The organism is Geotalea uraniireducens Rf4, from assembly GCF_000016745.1.
GTDB classification, from domain to species: Bacteria; Desulfobacterota; Desulfuromonadia; order Geobacterales; family Geobacteraceae; genus Geotalea; species Geotalea uraniireducens.
This window is the reverse complement of the sequence record NC_009483.1, coordinates 1977143-1994626: the sequence shown is the minus strand read 5'-3', so window position 1 is coordinate 1994626 and position 17484 is coordinate 1977143. Positions and strand designations below refer to the sequence as shown.

The following is a 17484-nucleotide window of genomic DNA, read 5'->3' as shown; positions in this document are numbered from 1 at the left end:
TGGTTCCCCCCTTTATATACTCAGTCTCTTCACCCTGACGCGATCGAGGAACAGGTCGAACACCACCCTGGTAGCCAGAAGCGAGGTGAATAGATTGATGATGATACCAAGACTCAACGATACGGCAAAACCCTTTACAGGACCAGTACCGAACTGGAAAAGCACCGCAGCTGTTATCAGCGTGGTCACATGGGAGTCCATAATGGTAAGGAACGCCTTGTCGTATCCTGCGTCGATGGAAGCCATCGGCGTCTTGCCAAGCCGAAGTTCCTCCCTGATTCGCTCAAAGATGAGAACGTTGGAGTCAACCGACATGCCGATCAGAAGGACGATAGCTGCAATGCCGGGAAGGGTCAGCGTAGCCCCCAGGGCCGAAAGCGAACCCATGAGGAAAATGATGTTGAGCACCATGCCGAAATTGGCGACCAGACCGGACAGTTTGTAGTAGATAGTCATAAAGACGACCACCAGGGCAACCCCGATCAGGCCGGCTATGAGCCCTTTGTTGATGGAATCCTGGCCGAGGGAAGGACCGACGGTAACGTTCTGGATTATCTTCACCGGCGCGGGAAGGGAGCCGGCGCGCAGTACGATGCCCAGGTCGGACGCCTCCTTCTCGGTGAACGAACCGGATATCTGTGCACTGCCACCCGAGATCCGCTCGCGAATCACCGGCGCCGAATAGATGTTGTTGTCCAAAACGATGGCAAACCGTTTGCCCACATTGGCAGCCGTTACCTGGTCAAACAGCCTGGCACCGGTGGAATTGAACTCAATGGCGACATACGGCTGATTGTACTGTGAATCGATGCGTACCTGGGCATCGGTCAGGAGGTCGCCGGTTATCATCGCCTTTCTTTTTACAACAAGAGGGGTCTCTGAAACTGCGCCGGTAGCCGGATCTGTCTTCTTTTCCACAAGAATTTCGTCGTCTTCGGGGATAGATGACGGAGTGGCTGTTACAGCATTCACATTCTCGTCCACCAGTTTGAATTCAAGCCTGGCAGTTTTCCCGATCAACTCAATGGCACGTTTCGGGTCCTTAATGCCGGGGAGCTGCACGACAATGTGGCTGATCCCTTCCCGCTGAATAATCGGCTCAGAAACGCCGAACTGGTCGATCCTGTTGCGGATGGTTTCCAGAGCCTGCTGGACGGCCTTGTCTTTCCTGACCTGTGCCTCTTTCTCGTTGATTCGGAGCTGCATGTTGACGAAGCCACCTTCATCGAAAAGCGGCAGCAGTTCCAGGTCCGGGTACTTTTTCTTCACCAGCTTCTGGACATTGTCGGCCGAACCCCTGTCGTACAGCACCAGCTGAACGCGATCTCCGCCGACCTTGGCGACGCGTTTGAAGCGGATATTCTGGGCATTGAGGGTATCTTCCAGATCGGTGGAGATCAGATCCAGCGAACCTTCAACCGCCTTCTGGGTCTCGACTTCCATAACGAGATGGGTGCCGCCCTGTAAATCAAGCCCTAAATGGATCTTATCCTTGGGAAGAAAGCCTTTCCACCAGGAAGGAAGCGGGGAAACCAGGGTCGGTGTCAAGTACAGGAATGAAATGAAAAGGAACGCTACAATCAGGCTGATACGCCAGGTAAACCCCTTGGTCATGGAAGAAGCTCCTTTCGCTAATTATTAACTCTTAATCTTTTTTCATCAGGTTGGCAATAAATCCTTTATTGATTTTAATATTTACCCCGGGCGCCACCTCCAAGGTAACAACATTTTCATCAATAGACGTCACCTTGCCGTGCATACCGCCGGCGGTTACGACCATGTCCCCTTTTTTCAGAGTATCGAGCAGTGCCCGATGCTCCTTGGCCTTTTTCTGCTGGGGACGGATCAGGAGAAAATAAAAAATGGCGAACATGAAGACCAGCGGCACCAGGTTCATCAAAGCGGACTGCCCACCGGCAGCCTGTCCCCCGGCAGGTGTACCCATTGCGAAAGCCAAACCTAACATTTTGCAACCTCCAAAAACAGTATTTGTAGAGGCACCCACGTGGGTGCCCGAAATCAGGGCGGCCATAAAGGACCGCCCCTACATGGTCTCCCGTTTAGCGTAAAAATCACGGCGGAAATCCGCAAAGCGGTCTTCGGCTATTGCCTGTCTGGCCCCCGCCATCAAGGAAAGATAGTAATGCAGGTTATGCCAGGTATTCAAACGTGAAGCAAGGATCTCACCGCTCTTGAAAAGGTGACGCAAATATGCCCGGCTGTAGTTTTTACAGACGTAACAACCGCACTCAGGATCAATGGGTAACCGGTCTTCGGCATACCGGGCACCTTTGATGTTCAATCTGCCGAACGAGGTGAAGACCATGCCATTTCTGGCATTCCTGGTCGGCATGACGCAGTCGAACATGTCAAAGCCCGCATTGATCCCCTCGATCAGGTCTTCCGGCGCGCCTATGCCCATCACGTAACGCGGTTTGTCAACGGGTAAGAATGGGGCGGAGAACCCCATGACTTCATGCATGAGTTCCTTCTCTTCACCTACCGAGACCCCGCCCAACGCATAACCGTCAAAACCGATTTCCTGCAACGCCAGTGCGCTTCGTTCGCGGAGGTCGCTGAACATCCCACCCTGGACGATGCCGAATAGCGCCTGATCCGCCCGTTTTTTCACGTTTTTACAGCGGAGCGCCCAGCGACTGGTCATCTCCATGGATTTGGCAATATACGCGTAATCGGCAGGGTACGGCGGGCATTCGTCAAAGCACATGATAATGTCCCCCCCCAGGGCCGCCTGTATTTCCATGGAGGTTTCGGGGGAGATGAAGTGGTACGAACCATCCAGGTGGGACTGGAATTTTACCCCTTCTTCCGTTATCTTGCGCAGCTCTCCCAGGCTGAATACCTGAAAACCGCCACTATCGGTCAGTATCGGCCCTTGCCAGTGCATGAATTCATGCAGCCCGCCCATCCGCGCCACCAGTTCGTGTCCGGGACGCATGTAGAGATGATAGGTATTTGCCAGAATAATCTGTGCACCTACCTCCGTCAGCTCCTCCGGGGTCATCGCCTTGACCGTCGCATGGGTCCCGACCGGCATAAATATGGGGGTGTCTATTTTGCCGTGCGGTGTTGTCAAAGAACCGAGCCGGGCAGCACTCGAACTGTCCGTCTTTATAAGCTTGAAATCAATGGCTGACAATTTTACCTTCAATAAATAAACATGGCGTCGCCATAGCTGAAAAAACGAAAATTTCTATTTACCGCTTCGTTATAAGCATTGAATAATCGGTCCTTACCGGCAAGAGCCGAAACCAGCATGAGCAGGGTTGATTTGGGTAGGTGGAAATTGGTGATCAAGGCATCCACAACCTTGAAGGTATACCCCGGGCAGATGAATATATCCGCCTCACCCTCCCCCGGCTGAACGCTCCCGTTACCGGCAGCTGCGTGCTCCAGTGCCCGGGTGGTGGTTGTGCCGAGGGCTACCACCCTGCCTCCGTCGTTTTTCCTGGCGTTCACCGCTCTGGCAGTAGCTTCCGGTATGAAATAATACTCCCGGTGCATCCGGTGATCCTTCAGGTCATCCACCCTTACCGGCATGAAGGTCCCAAGCCCGACATGGAGGGTTAATGGCGCTATCTCCACACCCTGTTGCCGGATTTTCTGCAACAAGGCATCGGTAAAATGAAGCCCTGCCGTAGGTGCTGCCACAGCCCCTTTAGCCCGGGCAAATACGGTCTGGTAACGCTCCCGGTCGTCATCCCCGGCAGAACGACGTATGTAAGGCGGCAACGGCATGCTGCCGATTCTTTCAAGCCGATCTAAAAACCCTTCTACAGGGCTAAACGAAACGGCCCAGGTATCCAGCTCGCTCCGTTCAAGGACACGGGCCACAACACCTTCGGAGAGTATGATCAAGGACCCCGGTTTAGGCGATTTAGACGCCTTGATGAGACACTGCCACACTTCGCCCGGCTCAAGGAGACGCCTGACCAGGAACACCTCAACCCGGCCGCCGCTTTCCTTTTTACCGAGAAGCCTGGCCGGTATCACCCGAGTGTCGTTTATTACCAGCAGGTCGCCATCACGAAACAGCGCGGCGATCTCCGAGATTATCGTCTCATTCAGCTCGCCGTTAACCCGATCAAGAGTCATGAGACGGGAAGCATCCCTGTTCTGCGCCGGCTGTTGAGCTATCAGCTCCGTAGGTAAATAATAGTCAAAATCGTTTAGCTGCATGCCTAATCAGTTGATATCTTTTCCAGCCTGGTGCCTGGATAGTAATAGAAAAGTATCTCCCGATAATCAAAACCGTCGCTGGCCCGCTGTTTTGCTCCCCACTGACAAAGACCTACGCCATGACCGAACCCTACCCCAGAAAACAGTGCATCATCGCCGGAAATCCGCACATCGAAATTTGTGCTCTTGATGACACTATAGCCGATTGTCTTGCGGAAGTTCACAGCGCTGATGACGCTACGCCCTTTTGCAGAGACAAGCGTCAGGTCCTGCAAGCGGCCGCTTTTGTTCCTGCTGCCCGGCTTGATATCCTTCAAGCCTGAAACTGGATAACCACTGCTCCTCAGCTGCGACTCGAGTTTTTTCAGTGAAATTGACTGCTCCCACTTGACGGAAGGTGAGGTAAGGCAATATTTACAGTCAACACCGGAGAGGTAAGGCAAAGCAAATCCCCAGACATTTTCCGACGCTTCCGTATGACCACCGCAATTGGAGTGATAGAACGCCTGGATGACGGCGCCATTGTATACAAGCACTTCTCCGGCAGTTTCCTTGACCCCTCTGATTGCGCGGCTGTCCTCCATGTCGCACCCCTCGTAAACCTGGTCCATGACACTTGACTCCAGGTGATACAAGGCATTTTTCCGAGCTGCTTTCTGATAAACGGCATAGGACCTGGCAATTATAGCCTGGGCCTTTACCGCCTCGATTGGCCACTGGGAAGATATTTCACAATTAATCAGACCTACCAGATAATCTTCAAGGGGAAGTTCATCGACAACCAATACGCCTTTGTCAGCAGGCATAACTTCTATTATGCCCCGATAACTCTTGCCGTTGATGAGGAGGAAAGCTGGAGCCGTTGCCCGCAGGCTACGAACTTTCCTGTTATTGACCAGCAACCCGTCTTTATTTTTTTTAATTTGCAGGGGAAAGCTAAATCTGAGCGGCTCACCGTTACCGTCCGTCAAAAGCAGCCCGTTACCTTCCAGTGTTATGCTTTCCGCCCCCTTCAGCACGGCCACCCTTATCGTCTCCGGCTGCATGTCGAGACCGAACACGCTAGCAGGGATTAGGATGCACAATAACACTATGGCGCTAAGCAATTTCAATTAATACTCTACCTTTATACAAGCCATCAAAACTTGACGATAAAATCATAGAACACGGGGCAAAGTCAATAATTTTATATGCCCAACAAAAGGCTTTTAACCCTATCATTGGCAAGCGAATTGCTTATCTCATTTAATGAGAAATGTAACTTTCACTATTAACTGATAGGTTATCATAGGTACGGCCGGTCACCTTGTCAAGCTTTTCAGGTTCTGAACCAAGCCTGGTAAAGCCGGTTTAGACGCCCTGAATACACTGGAAAGTATCGACTCTGAACGGGGAATAGCAGATGAAAAACCACATCTAAATTAAAAAACATCAATAATTACACTTAAATAGCGATGCCGTATTAGGCAAGATTAACCGCTAAATAACTTGAAAATGTGGGCCATATTGAGTAGTATTTTTTGACTTCTAATTTACATGACTGGTACTGAATGATTAATTCACTGAAGATAAAAATCATAGGGCTCATTACCATTACCCTGGTAGCTGTCGTTACACTTGCGGCATTTCTCAATTACCGGCATCAGACGGAGATGCTCTACGAGATGGCCAGCCATAATGCCAATGTGCTGACTGAAACCGTAAAGAGCAGCATCAACGACGCCATGCGCTCCGGTCACTCGGAAGAAATCAGCAGTATATTCAGCCGCATCAGATCAAAAGAGCTGATTTCCTCTTTGCGCATATTGGATGAGACAGGCAAGATTCTCAACTCTGCAGACCGGAGTGAAGTCGGCCAACTCATATCGGAAAATGACCGACTGGATCTCAAAAAAACTGTTCTGCCCACATTCCAGCGGGAAAACAACGGTAAAATATACGATTCTTTCAGCCGCATAATGAACTCACCAGTCTGTCACCAGTGTCACAATCCGGCCAAAAAAGTACTGGGGATACTTGAAATAGAACTGTCGATGAACTACATGGACAGATTCATCGCCAAGGAAAGACATAATACCATCGTAGCAACGACGCTTATCATAGCCCTGATTATCTTCATCGTTTCCATTTTCCTGATATTCTATGTGGACAAACCGATACGAAAGCTCATATCAACCATGGAAGAGGTGGAAAAGGGGAATTTCGAGAAAAGAACCATGATAACAAGCAGCAACGAGATGAGCATCCTTGCCGAAAGCTTCAACCGCATGGTGGAAAAATTCAAGAACATGATGGACACAAGCATAAATCACGAACGCGAACTCGCTCGGGCACAGGAAAAACTGTCGCACCATCGAGAAACACACCTGATGAATCAGAAACTCGAAGAACAGATCAAAGAAATCGAGAATTTGAACGTTACTCTCGAAGAACGGATCGAAGAGATAGAAGAGGCAAACTACAAGATCGCCGACCTGGCCGGTGAACTGGAAGACAAGAATACCACTCTGGAAAAAGCCGTATCGAAACTTTCAACCCTCTACAAAGTGGGGTTGGCAATAAATTCCACAATGGAGATCGACAATCTTTTCAACCTGATCGTCAAGACAACCATGGAAACCCTCCATGCCCAGATCGGCTACATTATACTCTATAACCAGGAACATCAGGAACTCGTCATAACCACCCTCATAGGCCATGAAAATATTTCACCTTCAGGCACGATACTACCCATGAAACCTTCCAGCGTCTCCACCTGGGTTATCGAGAACTGCAAACCGTTGCTGATTGTCGACATAAAACAGACCCCCGAGTTCGACACGTTCAGCGCCCTCGGCTACGAGCGGAAAACCTTGATCTGTGCCCCCCTGATAACAAAAGATGAGATCATCGGCACGATTACCGTGGTGAACAAGCTTGACAACACCACCTATAACCACGAAGAGCTTGAACTGCTGACCACGATCGCCGCCCAGGCCAGTATCGCCATCAAAAACGCAAAACTTTACGACGATCAGCAGAAAACCTACCTGAACACCATTCAGGCCCTTGTTTCAGCCATAGAAGCAAGTGATAGTTATACCCGCGGCCATTCGGAACGAGTTACCCGTTACAGCCTGGAACTGGCCAAGAAGCTGGACCTTCCCCAGGAAAGACTGAAAGTCATCGAGCGGGCCGCCATACTTCACGACATAGGCAAGATCGGCATAGACCTGACCCTGCTCCATAAAGAGGGAAGGCTCACAACAGATGATATCAACGACCTCCAGCAGCACCCGACTATCGGCATGAAGATTCTGGAGCCGATCGAATTCCTTCAGGATGTCAGACTCTGTATAGGTCAGCACCATGAGCGTTACGACGGCCAAGGTTACCCCAACAGCGTCCCGGCCTCCGAGCTTTTATTGGAATCGCGCATCCTTGCCATTGCCGACGCATTTGATGCCATGACATCCGACCGTCCCTACCGTAAGGCCCTTTCAGTAGAAGTGGCTATCAAAGAACTCTGTGACAACTCAGGAAGCCAATTCGACCCGGAACTGGTTCCTCATTTTATCGAGCTGCTCAACAACTCCCACGTGCCTCCAGCCAAGACACCCAGGGTCGCAGCATCATACGCCAGAGCCTGACCCTCCTGTCCATTTCAAACAGTAAAGGATTTGCCGCCCCCGCCAAATCGTGGTATAAGATTTCCACAGCATGCTAAGGGCAAAAGGCCAAGGGTAAAAGGATGAATCCTTTAACCGGACAGCCCATGTCCGACAACTTCCGGGGTTAGCGCATTGTCAACTCTGCTTCAAGTCAAAAACCTCACCACCCATTTCCGGCTTCCGCAAGGAACGCTGAAAGCCGTTAACGGCATCGACTTTTCCCTGGACGAAGGGGAAACCCTTGCCATCGTCGGCGAATCAGGCTGCGGGAAAAGTGTCACCGCCTACTCGATAATGCGCCTGATTGCCTCTCCCGGAGAAATTACCGGTGGAGAAATCATATTCGGCGGCGTGGATCTGCTCCGTCTCAGCGAAGAAGAGATGCGCCGGGTGCGAGGCGACCGAATTTCAATGATTTTTCAGGAGCCGATGACCTCCCTTAACCCCGTGCTTTCCATCGGCAACCAGGTTTGTGAAGGTCTCCGCCTCCACCGTAAGCTTTCACGCGGCGAAGCGCGGGAAGCGGGGATCGAAATTCTCAGACAGGTCGGCATTGCCTCTCCCGAGAGAAGATTTGACGATTACCCGCACCAGATGAGCGGCGGCATGCGGCAGCGAGTGATGATAGCCATGTCCCTTGCCTGCCGGCCGCAGCTGTTGATCGCCGATGAACCGACAACTGCCCTCGACGTAACCATCCAGGCACAGATACTGGAACTCATCGACCATCTCAAGAGCGAAAACAGGATGGGACTGATCCTGATAACCCACGATCTGGGCGTCGTGGCGGAGCGGTCACACAAAACAGCCATCATGTATGCGGGCAAGATCGTGGAATACGCCCCGACCCGTGAACTGTTCGCCAATCCGCTCCACCCTTACACCGAGGGACTGCTCGACTCTCTTCCCCAAAATTCGAGACCTGGTGAACCGCTGAAAACCATTCCCGGCTTTGTCCCCAACCTTCTTGAACAGCTTCCCGGCTGCGGTTTTTGCGATCGATGTCCGGTTAAAAGCTGGGAATGCAAGGAGAGTCAGCCGGAAATGAAAGAGGTCGGCAGCGGGCACCTGGTCCGCTGCTGGAAATTCCGATGAACGATGCCCTTATTGAAACCAGCGCACTGCGTAAATATTTCCCGGTCAAATCCGGCCCATTCGCCAGGAATCTGCTATTAAAAGCCGTTGATGGCCTGGATCTGCACATCAAACGTGGGGAGACACTGGGACTGGCTGGCGAATCGGGTTGCGGCAAGTCAACCGTGGGCAAGCTCCTCATGGGGCTTACGCCCCCCTCCGCCGGCACTATCAGTTACCACGGCAGAGCGCTAGGCGAGATGGGCAAGGAAGAGCGCAACGCATTCAGAAAAGACGTACAGATGATTTTTCAGGACCCGTTCTCGTCCCTCAATCCACGCATGCGGGTCGGCGAAATCATCGGCGAACCATTTGCCATACACGGCCTTGCTGGCGGAGCGCAGAGACGGGAAAAAGTCATCGACCTCATGGCCAAGATCGGCCTGTCGGAAGAACAATTTTACCGCTATCCCCATGAGTTTTCCGGCGGACAGCGGCAGAGGATCGGCATCGCGAGGGCACTTGCCGTGTCGCCGCAACTGCTCATTGCCGACGAACCTGTTTCCGCCCTTGATCTCTCCATTCAAGCCCAGATAATCAACCTGCTCATGGAGCTGAAAAAGGAATACGGCCTTTCATTCCTTTTCATTACCCATGACCTGTCGGTAATCCGTCACCTGAGTGACCGGATCGCCATCATGTACCTGGGAAAAATCGTCGAGACCGGGTCACGGGAAGACGTGCTGGACCGATACCTTCACCCCTACACGGAAGCGCTGCTGTCAGCTATCCCCCGCGTTGCCCCCGATGTATTGAAACAACGGATCATTCTGCAGGGGGATTTGCCCTCGCCGATCAACCCTCCGGCCGGCTGTCCCTTTCATACCCGCTGCCCCTATGCAGAACAGATCTGTCACAGCGAGCCCCCCCCGCTGGAGGAACATGAGCCGGCACACCTATGTGCCTGCCACTTCAGCAAAAAACTGTTCCGCTGAAATGCAGCTTTTTGTTGACAAAAGCGCAATTCGACCATATAGATTATCAATAATTTATTAGTACAAGTGTACAGGAGGGATCGTGGAATTCGACAAAACCAAGAATTTTGATCAGGAAGCCGAGATATTAAAGGTACTCGGCCACCCGGTCAGACTGAAGATAGTAGCGGGCCTCTGCACAAAGGAATGCAATGTCAAGCATATCTGGGAATGCCTGGGATTGCCGCAAGCAACTGTTTCCCAGCACCTGGCGCTGCTGAAGAATAAAGGGATCATCGAAGGAAAGCGGGATGGCGTCGAAGTTCATTACACGGTGGTCCATCCCCTTGCGAAAAAACTCATCGAAATACTCTGCTGAAATATACCATTATATCCCGCCATCAAATCCCCTTCCCGAAGGGGATTTTTTTATTCTCCGCTCACATCCAGCGCCGCAATCCTTAAAGCGGGAGAACCGACCGCACCGAAAAAGCGCAGATCGTCCGCTATCCCGTCCACGTCGCGGAACAGGTCGAGGATATTACCGGCAATGGCAATGCCTTTTATGGGATATGCCACGACTCCGTTCTCGATGAAAAACCCCGCCGCCCCTACGGAAAAATCGCCGGATATGGGATTGGCGGTATGCATCCCCATCACGGAGGTCACGAGCACCCCCTGGTCGATTCCTTTCAACAGTTCGGCAAAAGGGGTGAGGCCGTTCTCGATGAAGAAGTTGCTCACCCCCATGTGCGGCGGACTCTTGACCCCGCTCCGCGTCGCATTGCCGGTCGAGGCAACCCCATCCTTGCGGGCGCAGTAACTGTTGTATAGCAACCCCTGCAAAACGCCCCCTTCTACAAGGAGGGTGCGTTGCATCGGCACCCCCTCGCCGTCAAAGGGGGTGGTCGCCATGCCGCCGGGGAGGAGCCCGTCATCGACAATCCGCAGGCAGCCGGCAAAGAGACGCTCCCCCGTTTTCCCCGCCAAGAGCGACTTCCCTTTCTGGACGTTTTCGGCAAGAAAGGAGGAGGCCAGCACTTCGAGAATTTCCGTGGCCACATAGTTGTCAAGCAGCGCCGGACACCTGAGGGTAGGAATGTTTCGCGCCCCGAGCAGGCCCGTTGCCTTGACTGCCGCGGTTCTTGCGATCAGCGCAACGTCAACGCCGCTGAAACGGTTGCTGAAACCGAAATCCCACCCCATCTGGGAATCGCCGTTTTCCTCTGCCACGGCAGAAATGCTGCTGGAAACCGACGTGCCGCGGTAACTCCCCTCGACTCCCAGTGAATTGCGAATGAAGACCTCATAGCTCGACTCGCCATAGGTGCTCTTACGCACACGTTTTACGCGGCTGTCCTCCGCCAGTGTCAGACGCTCCAGCTCAAGGGCGCGGCCGATCTTTTCCTCTTCGCCGACTGCCGCCAGTCCTGCATCGAACATCCCGGACACATCCAGGTACGACTGGGGGGGTGGAAAACCGTTGAATTCATCGGGGGTCTGGGTCTCGGCGCCGATAACCGCATTGTCGATCATTCTGACAAGGTCGGCATCATCCATGCTGGTGGAAAAGGAAAAGCCCATGCCGTGCGCCTTCAGCACCCGGACACTCACCCCCACCGGCTCGGAACACTTGAAGGTGTCCACCTGCTGATCCTTGACCTCGATGGAAAGGTTCCGGGAAGCGCCGAGCATGATCTCGTAACCGTCCGGAACACGGGATTTAAGGAGTCGTTCGATGTTTCCTGCGATTTGTTGAAAATCCATAAGTAACCTCGTAGGGGCAGGTTTCAGACCTGCCTGCAAAGGGCGGTATTGCCCCCTTCCGAACAGACAATCAATCCAGATCCAGTATCATTGCTATCTCGTCACAGTCCGGAAACTTCACGCACTTCATGCAGTCCCCCCACACCTTGTGAGGAAGTTCAGACTTGTCGACGATACGGAAGCCGAACCTGGCGAAAAAGTTCGGCTTGTAGGTGAGACAGAAGACCCGCTTCAGGCCCAGCTCCTTTGCCTCGTCGATGCAGGCCTGCACCACCTGGGTGCCGATCCCTTTTTTCCCCGCATCCTCGGCCACGGCAACGGAACGGACCTCGGCCAGGTCTTCCCAGACGATATGGAGCGCAGCCGTGCCGACCAGCCGCCCCTCCTCCTCAACGATATAGAAGTCGCGGATCGCCTCGTACAGTTCGGAGAGGGAACGGGACAGCATGTCGCCGCGTGAGGCAAAAAATGTCAAAAGCTTCTGAATATCCTTAACATCACTTATCTGGGCTTTGCGCAGCATATTTGTTCCTTTCAGATTACCATAGGACGGGTTTGAAACACGTCCTCTACCTTTGCGCTTCTTCAATCATCTCCCGGGCATGCTCCAGGGTCGTATCCGTTATCTTCACCCCACCAAGCATCCTGGCCATCTCCGCCACCCGTTTATCAGCATCCAACGGGATGGCAGAGGTGACGGTACGGCCGGCTTCGACCTGTTTCTCCACCTTGAAGTGCCGGTCGGCATAGGCCGCCACCTGGGGGAGATGGGTGATGCAGAGGACCTGCTGGCAGAGGGCGACCCGTTTCAGTTTTTCTCCCACCAGCGCCGACGTTGCCCCGCCAATACCGCTGTCCACCTCATCGAATATCAGGGTCGGCACGTCGCTTTCCGGGTGGATCTGCTTCAATGCCAGCATCAGCCGGGACAGCTCGCCGCCCGATGCGATCTTTGCCAGGGACTTGGGCGTCTCCCCCGGATTGGGAGAAAAGAGGAACTCGACGCGCTCCAGGCCGGAGGCTTTCGGCTCAACAAGCCGTTCAAAGGTCACCTCGAACAAGGCATGCCTCATGGCCAGCTCGGACAGCTCCTTCTCCATGGCCGCCTTGAGCAACTGCGCCGCTTCGCTTCTTTTGCCGGAAAGCTCTTCCCCTTTGGCCCGCAGCGCCTCTTCCAGTTCCGCGAGTCGCTTTTCCAGTCCGTCCCGGCTCTCCTCTCGGCGGCGAAACGCTTCTATTTCCCGGTCGATCTCATCCTTGTAGGCGATGATCTCCTCAACGGCCGGCGCATATTTTTTCTTCAGCCGCTGAATGATTTCCAGTCGATCCTCCACCACCTGCAGGCGTCGGGGATCGGCCTCTATCCTGGCCGCATAATCCCTGAGCGAAAGGGCTGCATCCTCCAGTTGGATGGAGGCGGCTTCGATGGAAGCAAGAAGGTTCCCTGTTGACGGGTCAACGGCGGTCACTTCAGCAACCCGTCTTTTCACCTCGGCCAGCCGGTCGAGGACGGCATGGTCCGCGCCGTAAAGTTCGGTGAAAGCCTCCTGACTGTGCTGCAGGAGCTTTTCCGCATGGCTCAGAAGTTGCCGCTCCTGCAGAAGCGCCTCCTCTTCGCCGGCTGCCAATGCCGCAGCGCCGATCTCATGGGACTGAAACGAGAGGAGATCCAGGCGGCGGTCCGCTTCGCGCTCACCTTCCTCCAGCCCCCTGATTTCAGCGGCGACCCGCCGGTATTCGTCAAAGATGGCCGAATACTCGTCGCGCAGTTGCAACAGGCCGCCGTAGCCATCGAGAAGCAACAGGTGGTTTTCGGTTCGAAGCAGGGTCTGGGCCTCATGCTGACCGTAGATATTGATCAATCGCCGGGAGAGATCAGCCAGGATGGCGATGGTGGAGATTCCTCCGCCGATGAAGACGCGGTTTTTGCCGGAGCGGGAGACAACCCGCTTTACCAGGAGCTCGCCGTCGCATTCGACACCCATCTCGTCAAGCACGGTCAGGATCGCGGGCTGGGCGGAAAGATCGAAGATCGCCTCCACCACCCCTTCGTCGGCGCCGGTGCGGATCAGGTCAGCGGAAGCCCGCCCGCCGAGAATCAGGTTGACCGCGTCGATAATAATCGATTTTCCCGCCCCCGTTTCGCCGGTGAGGATGTTGAGCCCCGGCTGGAAGGAGACATGAAGGGTATCGATGATGGCGATATTTTTTATGGAAAGGTCGGTCAGCATTTGAAATCCGTTCTACGTTCTACGTTCTACGTTCTACGTTCTACGTTTCAACATAGAACGTAGAACGTAGAACGTAGAACTGGGTTTTACCGCTCTCCCCACTTGAGTTTGGTCCGCAGCACCTCGAAATAATCCTTGCTCCGGGAACGGACCAGCTTTGTCCGGTGCTCCGCCCGCCGGATGCGGATCGTATCGCCGTATTTCAATTTAACGCCGACCTGTCCGTCCAGAGTGAGAAAGATGTCCTCGTTCTGGGACTGCATGGTTATGCTGATCCGGGCATCGCTGGCAACGACGATCGGCCGGTTGGTGAGGGTGTGCGGACAGATTGGGGTTATTACCAGGCAATCCAGTTCCGGGTGGATAATGGGGCCGTTTGCGGAAAGCGAGTAGCCGGTCGATCCGGTAGGGGTTGAAATTATCAGGCCGTCGGCCTTGAAGGTGGTCAGATAGCGGTCATCTACCACCGTCTCCATATCGACGATTCTCGCCATCGCCCCCTTGTTTATCACCACGTCGTTCAATACCTGGTGCACCTCGATCTCCTTATCGTCGCGGAGTATCGAAGCGCGCAGCATCATTCGTTCGGAAACCTCATAATCGCCCAGCAGGCAGCACTCCAGCGCGGGGTACATCTCCCCAAGCGTTATCTCGGTCAGGAATCCGAGACTGCCAAGATTTACCCCAAGGATCGGCACCTGCCGGTCACCGACCAGACGCGCCACCGATATCAGGGTGCCGTCTCCGCCAAGAACCACCACCAGGTCGGCCTGATCGGGAATGTCATGGCTTCGGACGGAATATTTGCATTTAAGATGCCTGGCAAGATGGGCCTCCACCAGTGGGCAAAACCCTTTCGCATCGAGCCAGGCGATCAGTTCTTCGGCCACCCCCAGGCAACGGGGGTCGTGAACCTTCGCGAAGATTGCGATTTTTTTCATGGTACAGGCCTTTATATGTGGTATATATAAGGCTTTACTAGCATATCTGTTCATCCATGTCCAATGGAAACTCTGCAAAATTGTATTATACTTAAACGAATCTGCAACGTGAAAGATAAATCCACCACAAAGGTCTCCCCATGAACGAAAACATCGCCACCGAAGCGACTGAACTCGACAACCTGATGCTCATCATCAAGTCTTTCCTGGAACACATGGAATATACCCTGGGAAAGGACAAATACACCGCAACCAAATACGACGCTTTCAACGCTCTGGCCTATGCAGTGCGCGACAAGCTGGTGGAGCGCTGGCTGGACACCCAGCAGGCCTACTACAACAGCGACAACAAGCGGATTTACTACCTTTCCATGGAATTTCTCATGGGGCGCGCCCTGGGCAACAGCCTGATCAATCTGGGCATCCTGGACGACTTCAGGGAAGCAATGACCTCCCTCGGCTATGACTTTGAAGAGCTCTTCGAAGAAGAACAGGACGCCGGACTCGGCAATGGCGGACTGGGGCGGCTGGCCGCATGCTTCCTCGACTCCATGGCAACCATGTCCATACCCGCCTATGGTTACGGCATCCGCTACGAATACGGCATCTTCCGACAGAAGATAGTTGACGGCGCACAGATGGAGCTGCCGGACAACTGGCTGCGCTACCGCAACCCGTGGGAACTGGACCGCCAGGAGCATCTCCACCCGGTAAAATTCTACGGCAGGGTGATCACTACCGTCAACAAACAGGGTAACGTAGTCAAGGAATGGGTGGATACGGAAGACGTCATGGCCATGGCCTATGACACGCCGATTCCCGGCTATCAGAACAACACAGTCAACACCATGCGCCTCTGGAGCGCCAAGTCAAGCCGTGATTTCGACCTTAAGTTTTTCAACGAAGGGAACTATATCCGCGCCGTTGAAAAGAAGATGCAGACAGAAACCATCTCCAAGGTGCTCTATCCAGCGGACAACGTTATCGAAGGCAAGGAGCTCCGCTTCAAACAGGAATATTTCCTCGCCTCGGCCACCATCCACGATGTCCTCTACCGTTTCAAGAAAAAGCATACAGATCTGAAACTACTGCCGGAAAAGGTCGCCATCCAGTTGAACGATACCCATCCGGCCCTCGCCATTCCCGAGCTGATGCGGGTACTGCTCGACCTGGAGAACATGGAATGGGACGACGCCTGGAAGGTCACCAAAAAAACCTTTGCCTACACCAATCACACCATCCTCCCCGAAGCCCTGGAGCAATGGCCGGTCTGGTTCTTTGAGCAGATCCTGCCCCGGCATCTGCAAATCGTCTTCGACATCAACACCCGCTTCATGGAAGAGGTAAAAGAAAGATTTCCCGGGGACAGCGATCGGCTGTCACGGATGTCCATCGTCGAGGAACACTGGGAAAGAAAAATCCGCATGGCGCACCTGGCCATTGTCGGCAGTCATTCCGTCAACGGCGTCGCCGCCCTGCATACGGAAATCATCAAGAACCAGCTGTTTCGCGATTTTTACGAAATGTATCCGGAACGCTTCAACAACAAGACCAACGGCATCACCCAGCGGCGCTGGCTGAAGATGGCCAACCCTCCCCTTGCCGACCTGATCAGCGAATATATCGGCACCGGCTGGACCACCGACCTGTACGAGCTGGAAAAATTGCGGGCAGCCACCAAAGACCCGGAATTCGTTCCCCGCTGGCAGGCGGTGAAACGCGCAAACAAGGAAAGACTGGCCGCATACATCCTCAAACACAACTGCATCGAAGTGAACGTGGACTCCATGTTCGACTGCCAGGTCAAACGGATCCACGAATACAAACGACAGCTATTGAACGTGCTCCATGTCATCACCATGTACAACCGGATCAAGGAGAATCCCGCCGGCGAGTTCGTGCCGCGCACCTTTATCTTCGGCGGCAAGGCGGCTCCCGCCTATTTCACCGCCAAACTCATCATCAGACTGATAAATGCCGTCGGCAGCGTCGTCAACAACGATCCCGACGTGGGAGACCGGATGAAGGTTGTCTTTCTCGCCAACTACAGCGTCTCGCTGGCAGAGGATATCTTCCCGGCATCAGATTTGTCAGAACAGATTTCAACCGCGGGCACAGAGGCCTCCGGCACAGGCAACATGAAGTTCGCCCTCAACGGGGCGCTCACCATCGGCACCCTGGACGGCGCAAATATCGAGATCATGGAAGAAGTCGGCAAGGAAAATATCTTCATCTTCGGCCTGACCGCCGCAGAGGTCAACAATCTCAGAAAGAAGGGGTATAATCCCCGTGATTACTACAACCGCCAGCCGGAACTGAAAAAAACTCTCGACATGATCGCCGGTGGCTTCTTCACCCCCAACGCTCCCGACCTTTTCAGACCGATCGTCGACATTCTCCTCAACCAGGGAGACTACTACATGCTCCTGGCCGATTATGCCTCATACGTCGCCTGCCAGGAAGAAGTGAGCAAAGTCTACCTGGACCAGGACGAATGGGCACGGCGGGCCATTCTCAACACTGCCGGCATGGGTAAATTTTCCAGTGACCGGACCATCGCCGAATACGCCCGGGAAATCTGGGGCATCAGTCCAATGAATATCACTCCCGGCGCAGGGTCCCGGCAACCGGGCGAAACCTTCTGACC

Annotated in this window: 14 protein-coding genes; 5 read left to right on the top strand and 9 right to left on the bottom strand. The window is 53.7% G+C overall.

The annotated features are described in order from the left end of the window. Positions 1 to 12: 12 nt before the first annotated feature. The 5 genes from secD to GURA_RS08700 all read right to left on the bottom strand — a co-directional run bounded on the left by secD (position 13) and on the right by GURA_RS08700 (position 5225). Positions 13 to 1614 (bottom strand): protein translocase subunit SecD, encoded by a 1602-nt coding sequence (gene secD, locus GURA_RS08720; protein ID WP_011938619.1) that lies wholly within the window; start codon positions 1612 to 1614, stop codon positions 13 to 15. A 31-nt stretch (positions 1615 to 1645) separates the two neighbouring features. After that, positions 1646 to 1966, bottom strand: coding sequence for a preprotein translocase subunit YajC (gene yajC, locus GURA_RS08715; protein WP_011938618.1), 321 nt, complete (start codon positions 1964 to 1966; stop codon positions 1646 to 1648). Positions 1967 to 2044: 78 nt separating this feature from the next. Next, on the bottom strand, positions 2045 to 3160 hold the full coding sequence (gene tgt, locus GURA_RS08710; RefSeq protein ID WP_011938617.1) for a tRNA guanosine(34) transglycosylase Tgt: 1116 nt from the start codon (positions 3158 to 3160) through the stop codon (positions 2045 to 2047). 8 nt (positions 3161 to 3168) lie between these two features. Next, the gene (gene queA / locus GURA_RS08705) at positions 3169 to 4200 is read right to left on the bottom strand and encodes a tRNA preQ1(34) S-adenosylmethionine ribosyltransferase-isomerase QueA (protein WP_011938616.1); all 1032 of its coding nucleotides are present in this window, start codon (positions 4198 to 4200) and stop codon (positions 3169 to 3171) included. Positions 4201 to 4202: 2 nt separating this feature from the next. Next, entirely contained in the window at positions 4203 to 5225 is a 1023-nt protein-coding gene (locus GURA_RS08700; RefSeq protein ID WP_232278990.1) for a SpoIID/LytB domain-containing protein, read from the bottom strand. A 525-nt stretch (positions 5226 to 5750) separates the two neighbouring features. On the opposite strand from GURA_RS08700, the gene GURA_RS08695 reads away from it, so the two are divergent. From GURA_RS08695 to GURA_RS08680, 4 genes are all read left to right on the top strand, one after another. Continuing rightward, positions 5751 to 7829 (top strand): HD domain-containing phosphohydrolase, encoded by a 2079-nt coding sequence (locus GURA_RS08695; protein WP_011938614.1) that lies wholly within the window; start codon positions 5751 to 5753, stop codon positions 7827 to 7829. 153 nt (positions 7830 to 7982) lie between these two features. Beyond that, complete coding sequence (locus tag GURA_RS08690; protein ID WP_011938613.1) at positions 7983 to 8945, top strand: ABC transporter ATP-binding protein; 963 nt, start codon at positions 7983 to 7985, stop codon at positions 8943 to 8945. Next, positions 8942 to 9919 (top strand): ABC transporter ATP-binding protein, encoded by a 978-nt coding sequence (locus GURA_RS08685; RefSeq protein ID WP_011938612.1) that lies wholly within the window; start codon positions 8942 to 8944, stop codon positions 9917 to 9919. Before GURA_RS08690 ends, GURA_RS08685 begins: the two co-directional genes overlap by 4 nt. An 82-nt stretch (positions 9920 to 10001) precedes the next feature. Next, entirely contained in the window at positions 10002 to 10277 is a 276-nt protein-coding gene (locus GURA_RS08680) for an ArsR/SmtB family transcription factor (protein ID WP_011938611.1), read from the top strand. A gap of 50 nt (positions 10278 to 10327) precedes the next feature. On the opposite strand, the gene GURA_RS08675 is transcribed toward GURA_RS08680, so the two are convergent. The 4 genes from GURA_RS08675 to GURA_RS08660 form a co-directional block, all read right to left on the bottom strand. Further along, on the bottom strand, positions 10328 to 11665 hold the full coding sequence (locus tag GURA_RS08675; protein ID WP_011938610.1) for a TldD/PmbA family protein: 1338 nt from the start codon (positions 11663 to 11665) through the stop codon (positions 10328 to 10330). A gap of 70 nt (positions 11666 to 11735) precedes the next feature. Next, positions 11736 to 12188, bottom strand: a complete 453-nt coding sequence (locus GURA_RS08670; RefSeq protein WP_011938609.1) for an N-acetyltransferase — start codon at positions 12186 to 12188, stop codon at positions 11736 to 11738. A gap of 46 nt (positions 12189 to 12234) precedes the next feature. Continuing rightward, positions 12235 to 13896: a DNA repair protein RecN gene (gene recN, locus GURA_RS08665; protein ID WP_011938608.1), complete on the bottom strand. Its 1662-nt coding sequence runs from the start codon at positions 13894 to 13896 to the stop codon at positions 12235 to 12237. An 86-nt stretch (positions 13897 to 13982) separates the two neighbouring features. Beyond that, on the bottom strand, positions 13983 to 14837 hold the full coding sequence (locus GURA_RS08660; RefSeq protein ID WP_041245363.1) for an NAD(+)/NADH kinase: 855 nt from the start codon (positions 14835 to 14837) through the stop codon (positions 13983 to 13985). A 140-nt stretch (positions 14838 to 14977) separates the two neighbouring features. Between GURA_RS08660 and GURA_RS08655 the strand changes: the two genes are divergently transcribed. Then, positions 14978 to 17482, top strand: a complete 2505-nt coding sequence (locus tag GURA_RS08655; RefSeq protein ID WP_011938606.1) for a glycogen/starch/alpha-glucan phosphorylase — start codon at positions 14978 to 14980, stop codon at positions 17480 to 17482. Positions 17483 to 17484 lie beyond the last annotated feature (2 nt).